Here is a 13,746-nt window from a genome sequence, read left to right as displayed (position 1 = left end):
GACTACGAAGAGATGCTTGCTAAGTTGACAAAATTGCCATTTAATGCTACACTTAGCTTAGCTACTAATTAGTGAGGAAAAACATGTTAGGTTCAGATTTTGTATCACAGGAATCAAACAAAATTTTAAAGAAATCAGATTCTAGGGATTCAGGAACTGAAGAAGGGTTTGAAATTTTAGAACGAGAGGAAAAAGAGCGCCGTCGTTCTGAGGATTCAGGTAATGAAAGTCAAGAGGAATCTGGCGTTAATAATTCTGATACTCAATCTAGTGAAGTAACTACGTTAGAATTTCAGCTAACACAATCTCTGCTGGGTCAAGTAAAGGCAAATGAGAATAATGAAGATGTAAAGTCTGGTAACACAGCTTATCAAGACCTATATAGAACGGATTTTTTTGTAATCAATGATCGCACTATAGATAATAGTTTCATTAAAGGGTTATATGATAAATATAATGAGGGAGATGATAAACGTCTGTTTGCAAAGTATGTTTTTACGGAAATTTTTAAACATGCTAAAGCAGAGGTTCCGAATGATTCCCTCATAGAGGAATTAACCACAAGTTGTAATCAAGCGGGGTATATGGCTTTCCTTGCTATCCGAATACATAGTATATTAATAAAATATCAGGTACTTTCTAGCGATTCTTACAAGAAGATCATGTACATCGATTGTTCTGATGAGAATTATGTACGCATTAACTATAAGTCATCAATGGTGGCACGCAATTCTGATGAGCCAGAGAAGGAGATATGTGAATTAGACAGTTTACTTAGATTCACACTTAAATTTCATAATGGTGAAGTAGAGTATGAAAATGGTAAAGTAACACTTATCATTCCTGAGGAATTAAAAGCTGGTAGGGAAAGTTTACTAGACGATATTAATGAACGTTTCACAGATTATGATAATGATGGATTTATTCGTTTACACGTTGCAGCACAAAAAGGTGATGTTGAGCTTGGCAGGCGTTTACTAGAATGTGGTGCAAATATTGAGATTAAATCAAAAACAAAAGTAGGTGGTGACACTGCACTTCATTTAGCTGCTAGAAATGGTCATAAAGATTTTGTGAAGCTTTTACTTGATAGCGGTGCAAATGTTAACTCAGTGAGCAGTACAGGCAGCAGAGTAACTCCTTTACATGAAGCAGCATATAGTGGACATTTAGATGTTGCAAAATTGTTAATAGAGCATGGTGCAACAGTTGATGCTAAAGATCGGCATAACTTTACTCCTCTGATGTACGCTTCTGCAGAAGGTAACTCGGCAATGGTGGAATTACTTTTACAAAACAATGAAGATCTTTATTTACAGAATAATAATGGTGAAACTGCATTGCACTTAGCTGCTGATAATGGTCATTCTGATGTAGTTGCCATCTTAATAAGTGCAGCAGAAGATAAAGAAAGGTATGTTAATATGCAAAGCAATAATGTTGGTACTGCGTTGCATGTTATAGCTTATAATCGAAAAATAAATGAAGGGCATAAAAAATCTGCAAAATTGCTAATAGACAATGGTACAAGCCCGTATTTAGAAAACGATCCAATTATTAATAAACCATCAGATACTCTTTTGAAAGAAAGCTCTTTAGATATGGCAAAAAAACGAGGAAATAAGGGATTTTTGGAATTTATGTCATCTTTAGGCTATTCAGCAACCGTACCAAGCAATTCAAAGAATAATCCACAAAACACAAAAAAGTATATTGTAGCTGCTTCTGCGCTTGCAATAACTGGTATTGCCTTAGGAGTAGCTGTTGCAGTTTACTTAGAGATGTTAGCAATAGGAGTAGCAGTTGCAGCTTGTTGTCTTATTGCAGCTACAATTACGTACTGCTATAGGCCTAAAAGCTTAGTTGAGGATAATGAGGTTAAAAAGGTTGATGATACACAAAAAAGTACACCTTGTTGTGGCTGATAATGAATAAATATAGTAGTCTATCATTTAATAATTTATTATAATTATATTGATTGTTAATAGATAAAAACTTGGTAGACTACGAAGAAATATTCTTAAATAAAATCAAAGATATAAAAGAAGAAGGGCGCTATCGTGAATTTACGCATTTTGCGTCATTACCTGGCAAACTTCCCTATATTATGGATTATGAAAGAAATAGAGAGGTTATTGTCTGGTGCAGTAATAATTATCTGGGAATGTCACAAAACGATAGTGTCATTGCTGCTATTCAAAATTCATCTGTTGGTGCTGGAGGAACAAGAAATATATCAGGTACAACAAAGGAAGTTGTTGAGCTCGAGAAGTCTTTGGCTGACTTGCATCAAAAAGAAGCTGCTTTAACTTTTGCTTGTGGCTACCTTGCCAACCAAACTACGCTTAGCACTTTGTCGTCTGTTATTCCGGGTGTGGTAATTTTTTCAGATGAGAAAAATCACTCTTCAATGATAGAAGGTATAAAGTCAGGCAAAAGACCGAAGCACATATTTAGGCATAATGATGTTGATCACTTAGAGCAGTTGCTAAAGTCTATAGATATAAAAACGCCGAAAATAATAGCACTTGAATCTGTATACTCAATGGATGGTGATGTAGCACCGCTTGAAGCGATATGTGATCTAGCAGATCAGTATAATGCAATTACCTATTTGGATGAGGTACACGCAGTTGGCATGTATGGACCGCGCGGTGGCGGAATTGCAGAAAGAGAAGGTTTGATGGATAGAATAACTGTTATTCAAGGTACATTATCAAAGGCTTTTGGAGTGATGGGTGGATATATAGCGTCTTCAAAGAGCTTGGTGGATGTAATAAGAAGTTCAGCCCCAGGATTTATTTTTACTACTGCTATGTCACCCGTTTTAGCAGCAGCAGCAAAGGCAAGCGTTGAGCATTTAAAATCGAGCAATGTTGAAAGAGAGAAGCAAAAGCAGTCTGTTGAAAAGGTAAAAGACTCACTGAGAAATGCAGGAGTGAATTTTATGCAAACAGAAACTCATATAATTCCAATCATAATTGGCGATCCTGAGTTGTCCAAAAAAGCATCAAAATTGTTATTTGATGAGTATGGAATATATGTACAACATATAAATTACCCAACAGTTTCAAAGGGGACTGAGCGCTTCCGTATTACTCCTACGCCTTACCATACAAATGAAATGATAGAGCATTTAACAAAATCTCTTGTAAAAGTTTTTGAGAAATTATCTGTTTGTGTCTGTTGTTGAGTTTAAAGTTGCCAAGAATAAGGTATCTATTTAAAAGCATGGTTAATGTACAAAATCAGTGCTTTATTTCTTGTCATGAAAGTAGCTAACACTGGGATCCAACTAAGTTACTTTACAACATTTTTTGTGCAAAAGGACTAGATGCCATTGTCACACACTGACTATTTGTTCCTATAGTTGTCTTTTCTCGTCTATCTTATTTTGCCACCCTGCTGCAATGAGGGGTAGGTAAGACCATTTATTATTTTCACTACGTGACTTTTGCTCTTTTGAATGAACTTTAGTTTATATCTCCAGCAATGACAAGCGCGTTATCTTCCTTTAATCTCCCACCGCTTTCTTGCAAAAAAAGCCTACCGAGTGAAGTTTTATATTTATTAATTCCAGAGTAAATTATTCCATTGTATCTTCCGGCAGCAAGATATGCAAAACCTAGTACCGTTGAGCCAAGGGAGCGCAGATTATTATTGTCAAGTGGTAATTTATTTAACAAATTACCACTTATGTCTATTATTCCCCCTTCACGAGCTTTCATCCGCATTTTTACATGGCGAGATTTGAAATCTTCAAGAAAAGCTCCTTTCTTTTCCTCTGCCCAGAAAGTTTCTCTAAGGGCTGGAGCATCAATCACAGCTGCTACAACTCTGTTTTTATGAATGAGACAAACTGATACTGCAAAATAAACCATACAACTAAAAAGGTTTTCCTTGCCTTCTATAGGCATAATAAACCAAGTATAACTGCCTTCTTTTAGATCTTGGCCTAAATCGTCTTCAAAAATAAAGTCATAGTTCTGGTTGTAGTTTTTCAAGCAATCGTATATAAGTTGCTTGGATTTTGAATAAGTTTTATTGATAAAGTCTGCTGACTTAACGCTTGAAATTTGCAATTCATTAAAATCACGTATAAGCTGCTTGGAGGCACTGCGTACAGAATCAAGCATCACATTGATTCGTGGTGATGAAATGGCCATTTACTCTTTTACTCTTTCGTAATAGCTGTTATCAGGAGTATGTAATACAATTTTATCCCCTTCTTTTATAAATTGAGGCACGTTAACACGTATTCCGTTTTCCAAAATTGCAGGCTTATAAGAAGCAGTAACAGTCTGACCTTTGATAACAGACTCTGTCTCTTTTACAGTTAGTGTAACGTGATCAGGCACATGTGCAGAAATTATTTTATCTTGATAAGTTACTACTTTAATTTTCATATTATCTTGCAAATAAGCCTTCTTTTCCCCTAATAAGTCTAAATTTATAACAATCTGCTCGTAACTACTTGGATGCATAAGATTTACGATATTCCCTTCAGTAAAGAGATAAACATATTCCTCTTCATCTAAAATTGCCCTTCTGATTGTTGCATCAGAGCGAAACCTCTCATAGTACTTTGCTCCTGTTTGGATATTTTTCATTTCAGCTTGTATATATGCACCACCTTTACCAGGTTGAGTATGCATAATACTTACAACCAAAAACAATCCACCGTTATGTTCTAGTACCTGACCTGGCCTGATATCATTAGCCCTTTCTGCCATAATTACACTTTTAATTTGGTCTGATTATTATAAATAACTTTATACAAATATCAAAATTTTTATTGGCCAATGAATTCTGGCATGTTGATTACTATATACCTTTCCTTCATGTTGATGTATGGAAATACTTCTTTAGTAAAAGATAACATAATGTTTTTTTTTGTGCTGATAACCAAAATTTCTAATATATCCCCTGAGCCGAAATTATTCACAGACTTCACATAGCCATATAATTCATTACTCTCTAGTCTTACTTCCATATTCACAAGATCATCTTGGTAAAATTCATCCTCATCATTTAACTGTGGTAGCTTATCTCTTTCTATATATAACTTTTTATTTCTTAAAAGCTCTGCTTCATTACGGGAATTCACACCGCTAATTGTTGCTATTACTAAATTATTACTGACAACAGACACCAAGCTTATTTTATAATTTTCACTTCCGATTATTAGTTCACCATATAGGAAAATATTTTCGGGCTTTTCAGTAAAGGTTTTTATTTTGACAGCTCCTTTGATTCCATGAGGAGAAGTAATTATTCCGAGGCATATATTCATATTAATATGATAGTTGAAATCAGCTTTTTGTCCATAGAATTGACAATTTACTGAATTAACATACAATTAATATTGTAATAATTATAGCGGGTAATGTGTGAGTTCTATCAGCAATCAAGAAAAGCAAAGTATTATAAGTAGCTTAGAAAAAATCAACTGCAAGCTAAAAGGTGAATCTATAAAACTTGATGATACAAAGGAATCTATAATAGTAGCACGTCGTAAACCTGTTGTTGAAGAGGCATTAGAACATTTACGCAACCCTTCTACTACTAACTGTAATGTTCTGATCGATGCAGAAACTGGGTTTGGCAAGACTTACGATATTGGAATGTGGAGCCATGTACTAGCCCAAGCAGGGTTTCATCATCTGGTTGCAGTACCAAACAGTGATCTAGTAAACCAAGCTAAAAAAATGATGAGTAGTGCATTTACTGTAAACATTAGGACACCCAAAACTGCTGAGGAAATTAAAAATGCACTGCAGGAAACTGAACCTACAATAATTATAATAACACATGACCTGCTATTACAGCAAGAAAATGATCGGAAATTAAAAGACCAAAATACCAAGTTGTGGATTAGTGTTGATGAAGCAGACAGTATTAATAAGCAGCAGGATTTTGAGAACATGTGCAAGCTTGATGAGAAATATCCTACGACTTACCTCACTGCAACACCAAAGAGAAGGATTTTAAATAGATGCGGAAAAGTTATCAGCCCGACAAGATTGAGTAGACGTTGTATTGCAAACGCCATCGAAACAGCAAGTGTTATTGCAAAAACCAATAGGAGAACAAATTTCACTCTAGCATTTGTAGTGAATATTGCTGTTACTATAATACCTATGATTACATTATTTCCTGTTATAAATAGTAATGTTGCTGCTGTAATTGGTCTAACTTCAGATTATTGGCTGTATTCTGCTTTGATTGGAAACTTATATTATACAATTTCTATGTTTATATTTGGTATAGTAATGTTGCCAATTTGGTGGGTACTAACTAAAGCAACTGGTGTAGAGTCAAAAGAACTGCTTTCTAGATTTCTTGCTAACGTGCGTAGCTTATTTACTAGAGAAAAATCGAGCCCAGCTCATGAATATGTTGAAGAGAGCGAAGAAGTTTTTAATTACAATAAGCTTGTTGATACCGATGATTTATTAACTTCTATAAGATGGAATGTGCAAAGCCCAATTGGAGAAAGTGCTCTGCTTTTAGCTGATGATGTAAATAGTATAGTTAATCTTAACTTTGCGTTGCAGGGTAGAGATAATTTAGTATATGAAGGTAGTACACGTTATGAAGTGTATAATAAATTTCAGCCTGAAGGGATATCTTATCAAGACTATAGGCTCAAGTTACGCGAAGCGAACTTTATAAGCTGCGTTAAAAAGCAATATCCTAGTCTGACAGAAGAGCAGATATCTGAATTAAAAGAAAAGGTGGATTTCAGTAGTACTGCTGAATATCTAAAATATAGAGTAATGCATTCAATGATCGATCTTACTCTCTCATATTTAATGAAGTGTGATAATATTACTTTAGATAAAAAAAGAAGAGAAGGTTTGAGTGAATTGATAGAAGATGTTAAAAAGAATGTTAGCACCACTAATGATAACAATATTATAAGCTACCTAGAGAGAAAAGGCTTTAGTGAGCAATTTGCTAGAGATGAGCTCTTACTGCAAATAAAGACAGTAATTGAAGCACTGAGTAAAAGTGATAATGAGCAATGCAGCTTAATAGTTGATAATTGGCGCTTAAGCAAAGAGCTCCATGACCTCATGGAAAGAGAGGAAGGTATACTACATAGTCTCATTGATTTCTGCAAACAAAATAAATGTATCTTTGCAGGAATTGGGAAAAATGATCTTGGTATTGGAGAAAATAGACCCTTTTCAGCGATAATACGTAATCAAATAGGTAAATATCGAACTATTTATTGTGATTATGAAAAAAGAGATTTTGATTCATTGGCTAAATATGCGTTGACAACGGTTATAGATGGATCGAAAGGTCGTGGATTTGATAGTGAATATAATCATGTTGCATCAATATTTGCAGATTCGGTTAGTCAGTTCAATAATCCATCTGAAGCCCTACAGAATCTTGGAAGAAATAGAGAGCGTAATGAGAGCAGACAATCATGGTTTTTCGCTGCTGCAGGTGAAGAAGTTGAGCTATTTGTGAATAAGATCTTAGCAAATTTTAAAAAGGAACCACAGAAATTTTGTCAGAAAGTTTTGTTTCCAGCTACTAATAAATACAATAAGTTGCTAAAAAATAGAATGGGAGAAGAACTTGGAAGAAAAATAGAAATCTATATTAGTAAAAATATTGATGCATTAGGAAATATTGATGATTCAGCTCTGAAGAAGTTTTCTAGTGATTTGATAAAAGAAACGTATGAAAAAGTTCATGATATAAATGATTTTGATGTCAAAAAGACAGAACAAGATTTACATAGGATTTTAAAAAGTACAGAGGCATACCTTCGTTCATATGAGAACAGAATTAAAAACAACGGTAAATTATCTTGCACACGCTCAGCTTTATTTTCTGTGGGGAGTGCTATAACAAAGGTAATGTATTATCTTTGGGCAGGGTTTGACTATTTAGTCTTTTTGGCTAAAGCGTACAATATAGATAAATCTGGAGATACCAGTGCAAGAGCGTATGTACACATAATCAGAAACTGTCACTGTGAAAGTAGTGTGAAGGCGCAAAATGTATTGGTTCATGCATTAGAAATTGCCAAAGAACATGACAGCAGTTTCAAAAGAAATAGTTTGTACGAAGGCAATGAGGATAGATGTAAAGAAAAAATCATCTCATATTTTCAATCCAAGCAATATATACGTGCATTAGATAGAACAATTGCTCAAATTGAAAATGAACACTTAGCAGCAATTTTGAAAGCTGTAGGCTACAGAGGTGATACTGATAAAATAGCACAAGAAATTAAAGATTTTTTATCTGATTTAAAGAAATTAGACTGTGTGAAATTTAGAGAAAAGTATTATCAAGGAGATTTATATCAAGAAAGCAAATTATGCAAGATCAATGATCGAATTAGTATGGTAATTAATGAAATTGTAAGGTGCCATAAGTGGCGTCATGGAGTAAAGCGCTATGATCCAACTCCCTTGCTTACAAAGGTGAAGTCGGTACCACAGTTAGAAAATAGCCATACTATTTTTAGAGCAAGGGTTAATAATGATCTTCGTAAGTTATGTAATGAAAACTTTAGCAAACGCTCTAAAGAAAGGATATACTTAGGTGGAGCTATGCTATTCGTTGGGTTTTGGGCTTCTATGATCCTTATAGGTAAAATATCATTAGGCGAGAACATGCCATTGCCTTTACTTTGTGGTTTTATAGTATTTGGACCACTAGCACTTTTGTGTGGTGCATTGTTATGTGAAATAACGACCTATTTAACAAGGGGATTATTCTTTTTGTATGGAATGCAACCTTTGCTAGAGAAATTGTCCGAATGCGTTTTTAGAAAAGGTCTAATGCAGAGTTTATTAGGTACAATATTGATAAATGGTAGGGATTTTTTTCTCTTTATTGTTGAGAAAAGCACCGTGCAATCGTTTATATTTGAGGATATAACAAAATTTGACTCACTAAGTGATATAAATGAGCTTACACTGATAAGAGAACAGGAAAAGGCAAAGTGTACAAATGAAGTAGCTGATAAAGTTGTATCTACTGCTTTATCTGCAATTTTGATACAGCCAACAACTAGTGAGCAGGAAGGTTTAGTTTTTAACTAGAACTTTTCAGATAAATACTGAGTGAGGATTTCAATGCCTTCATCAATCTCTTTTTCAGTGATAATGAGTGGAGGCAAGATTCTTACAACGTTATCTGATGTTACTCCAACAGTGAGTAAACCACGGTGACTTAGCTCTTCTGCAAATTTTTGGTTATTCATTTTTACTTTTATTCCTAGCATCAACCCTTTTCCTCTCACTTCTTCTATCATTGGAAACTTGCTTGCTAAGTCCTCTAGTTTGTTTTTTAAAGACTTACCTCTAACTTCAACATTTTCTAAGAAGCCAGGGCTGAGCAATTCATCCAATACAGCATTACCTACTGAAGTTGCAAGTGGATTACCACCAAAAGTAGAACCATGCATACCGACCGCCATGTACTTAGCAACCTTTTCAGTTGCAAGACAAGCCCCCAGAGGGAAACCTCCTCCTATTCCTTTTGCAAGAGCACATATGTCAGGCTTAATTCCTATGTGTTCAGATGCAAATAACTTTCCTGTCCTGCCAGCACCGCACTGAACGCAATCAAAAAATAGCAGTATGTCGTTTTCGTTACATAGTTCTCTTAGCTCTTTCATGAAGACTTCACTCATTACTTTAATACCACCTTGTCCCTGTATTGGTTCTATTAATATAACACCTATGCCATTAGAAATTGCTTTCTTTACACTCTCAATATTGGGCTCTATGTTATCACACCAGTCAATATAAGGATTCAGTAATTCAGAAAATTTCTGTCTATCGTTTGTTGCACAAGTTAAAAATGTCCTTCCATGAAATGCACCATGAAATGTTAGAATTCTATAGCGATTTTTATTACCTTTTCCATTTTGATAGGCCCTAGCGATTTTAAGTCCACATTCCACTGCTTCTGATCCAGAATTTGCAAAAAATACAGTATTAGCAAAGCTGTTGTTTATTAAATTTTCTGCAAATTTGTTGGTAGTAGATATATTATAGGTATTTGATATATGCCATAGTTTTTCTCCTTGTAATTTTAGGACATCAGTTAATCGTGGGTTGGCATGACCTAAACTGCTAACAGCTATTCCAGAGTGAAAATCTATATAGCGCTTATTATCGATATCATACAAGTAAATACCTTTGCCATAAGAAAAATTTATGTTAACAGGAGAATAAACTGGCAAGATAGGAGAAATTGTCATAAAAGTATGATATGCTAATTTTTTATTAATACCATAAAAGACGTTATTTCACAATGAGAAGAATATGTATAAATTAAGTAAATTAATTTTTACTACACTAAAAACAAATAGATATACAAAAATTATCTCGCTATTCTTATTAATTTTTGTGGTTTTATTGGGCACAATATACCGCAGTTATTCATTAAAGAATAATTTTCTTTCTTTTTACCGTAATTCAAATGCAAACTTAAAAGATCTATTGGAAAATAGTATAATAAAAAAATATCATTATTTACTAATAGAAAAACATCATATTAAATATAACAGTTTTGATTACATAAACCAGTTGGTAAAATTGCGTGCTGAATTGTTACAATCAGTAAGCAAAGTAAGAAATTTTAGCTTAATACTGTATGATCAAAATGCCAGAGTAATTTTCAGTAATTTTAATACTCAAGGTCATGACTATGAGCAGTTGCTTACAAATGATGAAATTGATAAATTGCTAAGCAATCAAGAAATATTTTACGCTACAGGAAATACATTAACTTCTACTTTCCCTATATTTCATGAAGATGACATTAAGCCTTCATTTTTTTTGAAGATCATTCAAAGCTATAATGACTCTTATATTATGGTATATAGTCTATTTTCAATATTAATGGGCTTATTACTGGTTATCTTAATACTAATAATGCTTTATTTGCACTTTTCCAATACCCAAATGCTAGCCAAGCAGCATAAAACTAATATTGAATTACAAAGGGTTAAAGAGGCATTAGAGCAAGAAAATGCAAATAAGATAAAATTTTTTGCAAGTGTTACACATGAGTTGCGTACACCTCTTAATGCTATTATTGGATTTGCAAAGTTGATCAAAAATGAAACTTTAGGTTCGGTAGATCACTCTAAATACAAGGAATACGTAGACGATATATATAATGCTGGTACACATTTACTTGCTTTGATTAATGATGTGCTCGATTTTTCTAAAGCTGAATCAAGTAGTTTAACAGTAGAGAAAGTGAAGTTTAATCTGAATAAGATAATAGATTCGTGCTTAAAAATGTTATCACCTAAACTAAAAGAAACAGGGATTAGTTTAAAGAAAGAGATATCTGATAAACAATTATTAGTTATCGCCGATCCCAAAAGAATGAAGCAAGTTATAATAAATTTGTTATCAAATGCAATCAAGTTCACTCCTCAAGGTGGTTTAATAAGAATGATTATTAAAGAGAATATAGAAAAAAATTTATTAACTATTGAGTTTCATGATAATGGAATAGGGATAATGCAGCAGGACATATATAAAGTTATGTCCGTTTTTGGCCAAGCAGATTCGGGATATAGAAACGAAGGCACAGGTATCGGATTACCTCTAAGCAAGAAATTAGTAGAGTTAATGGGTGGGACTTTCAACATTCAAAGTGAAGCAAAACTTGGTACTACGATAACATTGAGCTTCTTTTATGAAGAGCAAACATGTGAAAAGTTGATTGATTTTTAGTAAAATATATTTGATATTGCACTTTTATATCTAGTACATTCCTAAGTCATACTGACGTGATACCTCTTGGCTAATAATAAGTAGCGGAATGTAAGTAAATTAAACTTTTTTAGCTATACTTCCTGAAAACACTTTATAATTCTTGAGCATAAAGAAAATTCCTTTAATAATGAAGCATGCTAATCAGGAACTTAATAAAACAAGCAACTCAAGTAGGAAATAGTGAAAACGTAATACAATATGTCAAATATCTCTATCAATTTGAGAAGTTTAGAAATACATTAAACCTCACTTTGTCAATAATAAAGCAAACTAGACTCTCGTTTGAAATATATCAAGAAGGATTAGTGGATATGGAAGAGGGAGTGTGTAAGACAATTCGTTCTTCTGGTTTAAATAAGTATGTTATTGTGCTAAGAAGGTCAAATCCTTACATCATAGTACATGAACTTTCACATATGGTTGAAAATGAACTGAACTTAAGCTTAGAGCAAGAATTTCTCTATAAAGTTTATCAGGATATTGAGCAGAACTTAAAGCAGTCAAATATTCTGGTACAAAAAATTATTGGTCAAATTATATTTAAGGAGATACAAGTTTACCAAACTCCAAAATCACGTGCGTCTGAGTTATTCGCACGCTATTTTGAGCTGTTTGCTTGGGCTCAGGAAGTTTATCCTAAAGATAAAGAATATCTAATTCGCACTCAAGATTTAAACAGAGTATTTCTTGCTACTAACCAATGGAAAAAGAGCTACCTGGATCTACAAATAATGGAGAGAATAGATAAAGAAGTAAAGGAATATAGCGATAAAACTGCTTTTAAAGATATAAACAAAGTACAAAGCAGTTGGACTAATAAATTTTCTCCTGGAAGCAAAAAAATTGGTTCTATATTTGAAGATGATAATTAGCTCAGCAGAACAAAGTTCACTTCTTCAACATTTCAAGTTATAGTTCTCGCAATTTAAAGAGTTCAAATATATATGAAAACCATTTTAGCGATTGAAACAAGTTGCGATGAAACTGCAGTTGCGATTGTAAATAGTGATAAGCAAGTGCTTGCTAACGAAATTCTTTCTCAGGTAGAGCACAAAAAGTGCGGTGGAGTGATTCCTGAAATAGCATCACGTGCTCATATGAAGCATTTAAGTGGTTTAATAAAAAGTGCTATGGAAAAATCTAACCTTAACTTTTGTGATCTAGATGCAATTGCAGCAACATCAGGACCAGGACTCATAGGTGGATTAATAATTGGTACAATGATGGCTAAAGCAATTGCACACGTAACACAAAAACCGTTTATTGCAGTTAATCACTTAGAAGCACATGCGTTAGTTGTTAGGCTACTATATGAGGTTGAATTTCCGTTTTTAGTCCTGCTGATATCAGGTGGTCACTGCCAATTTTTAATTGCACAGGATGTAGGTAAATACATCAAACTTGGAGAAACGCTTGATGACTCATTAGGAGAAGCATTTGACAAAGTCGCTAAAACGCTGGGTCTAAGCTATCCGGGAGGTCCATTAATTGAAGAGTTAGCTAAAAAAGGTGATGGTATGAGATTTAAGCTGCCAAGAGCAATGATAAAACGTTCTGGATGTGACCTTTCATTTTCTGGAATTAAAACAGCGGTAAAAAACTTAGCACGAGAATTTGTAATGAGTGAACAGGATGTGTGTGATATGTGTGCTTCGTTTCAAGAGTGTATTAGCGACATATTACTCGATAGAGTCAGAAATGCTATTGGTATCGCTGTATCTTTAAATATTAAAATCAATGATTTTGTAATTACTGGTGGAGTTGCAGCAAATAATTTCCTGAAAGAGAGATTAAAAAAGCACATAGACTTGAACGTGCTTTCTCCTCCAAGCAATTTATGTACAGACAATGCAGTGATGGTTGGATGGACAGGAATTGAAAGGTTACAGAGAAGCTATGTAGACTCTCTTGACTTTGCACCAAGGCCAAAGTGGGAATTAGAAAAATATTACTAGCACAAAAAATTATC

At 33.8% G+C, this 13,746-nt stretch carries 10 protein-coding genes; 6 read left to right on the top strand and 4 right to left on the bottom strand.

Translation table 11 applies throughout. The features are described 5' to 3' along the window. Positions 1-83: 83 nt before the first annotated feature. Positions 84-1,925 carry an ankyrin repeat domain-containing protein gene (locus OPR29_RS00335; protein WP_265025251.1) on the top strand — a complete coding sequence of 614 codons (1,842 nt, stop codon included), beginning with the start codon at positions 84-86 and terminating at the stop codon, positions 1,923-1,925. Between the two features lie 71 nt (positions 1,926-1,996). Further along, positions 1,997-3,193, top strand: a complete 1,197-nt coding sequence (gene hemA / locus OPR29_RS00330; protein ID WP_211908736.1) for a 5-aminolevulinate synthase — start codon at positions 1,997-1,999, stop codon at positions 3,191-3,193. Between the two features lie 280 nt (positions 3,194-3,473). Here the strand turns inward: hemA and OPR29_RS00325 are convergent, their stop codons facing one another. The 3 genes from OPR29_RS00325 to rimM are packed head-to-tail and all read right to left on the bottom strand — an operon-like array spanning position 3,474 to position 5,293. Next, complete coding sequence (locus OPR29_RS00325) at positions 3,474-4,166, bottom strand: inositol monophosphatase family protein (RefSeq protein ID WP_213863819.1); 693 nt, start codon at positions 4,164-4,166, stop codon at positions 3,474-3,476. Further along, positions 4,167-4,733 carry an elongation factor P gene (efp, locus tag OPR29_RS00320; RefSeq protein ID WP_017532253.1) on the bottom strand — a complete coding sequence of 189 codons (567 nt, stop codon included), beginning with the start codon at positions 4,731-4,733 and terminating at the stop codon, positions 4,167-4,169. A 59-nt stretch (positions 4,734-4,792) separates the two neighbouring features. Beyond that, positions 4,793-5,293 carry a ribosome maturation factor RimM gene (gene rimM / locus OPR29_RS00315; RefSeq protein WP_006014540.1) on the bottom strand — a complete coding sequence of 167 codons (501 nt, stop codon included), beginning with the start codon at positions 5,291-5,293 and terminating at the stop codon, positions 4,793-4,795. 97 nt (positions 5,294-5,390) lie between these two features. Here rimM and OPR29_RS00310 point away from each other — a divergent pair, with 97 nt between their 5' ends. Beyond that, entirely contained in the window at positions 5,391-9,077 is a 3,687-nt protein-coding gene (locus OPR29_RS00310; protein WP_265025250.1) for a DEAD/DEAH box helicase, read from the top strand. On the opposite strand, the gene OPR29_RS00305 is transcribed toward OPR29_RS00310, so the two are convergent. Further along, positions 9,074-10,243 carry an aspartate aminotransferase family protein gene (locus OPR29_RS00305; protein WP_265025249.1) on the bottom strand — a complete coding sequence of 390 codons (1,170 nt, stop codon included), beginning with the start codon at positions 10,241-10,243 and terminating at the stop codon, positions 9,074-9,076. The genes OPR29_RS00310 and OPR29_RS00305 overlap by 4 nt on opposite strands. A 64-nt stretch (positions 10,244-10,307) precedes the next feature. On the opposite strand from OPR29_RS00305, the gene OPR29_RS00300 reads away from it, so the two are divergent. The 3 genes from OPR29_RS00300 (at position 10,308) to tsaD (ending at position 13,732) form a co-directional block, all read left to right on the top strand. Then, complete coding sequence (locus OPR29_RS00300; protein WP_010403276.1) at positions 10,308-11,735, top strand: sensor histidine kinase; 1,428 nt, start codon at positions 10,308-10,310, stop codon at positions 11,733-11,735. A 176-nt stretch (positions 11,736-11,911) separates the two neighbouring features. After that, the gene (locus tag OPR29_RS00295; RefSeq protein WP_012481913.1) at positions 11,912-12,649 is read left to right on the top strand and encodes a WD_0702 family putative metalloprotease; all 738 of its coding nucleotides are present in this window, start codon (positions 11,912-11,914) and stop codon (positions 12,647-12,649) included. Between the two features lie 72 nt (positions 12,650-12,721). After that, the gene (gene tsaD / locus OPR29_RS00290) at positions 12,722-13,732 is read left to right on the top strand and encodes a tRNA (adenosine(37)-N6)-threonylcarbamoyltransferase complex transferase subunit TsaD (RefSeq protein WP_007302199.1); all 1,011 of its coding nucleotides are present in this window, start codon (positions 12,722-12,724) and stop codon (positions 13,730-13,732) included. The last annotated feature ends 14 nt before the right edge of the window (positions 13,733-13,746 follow it).

This window comes from Wolbachia endosymbiont (group B) of Pammene fasciana, assembly GCF_947251495.1.
GTDB lineage: Bacteria > Pseudomonadota > Alphaproteobacteria > Rickettsiales > Anaplasmataceae > Wolbachia.
The sequence above is the reverse complement of the archived record's forward strand: the minus strand, read 5'-3'. Positions and strand labels throughout refer to the sequence as shown.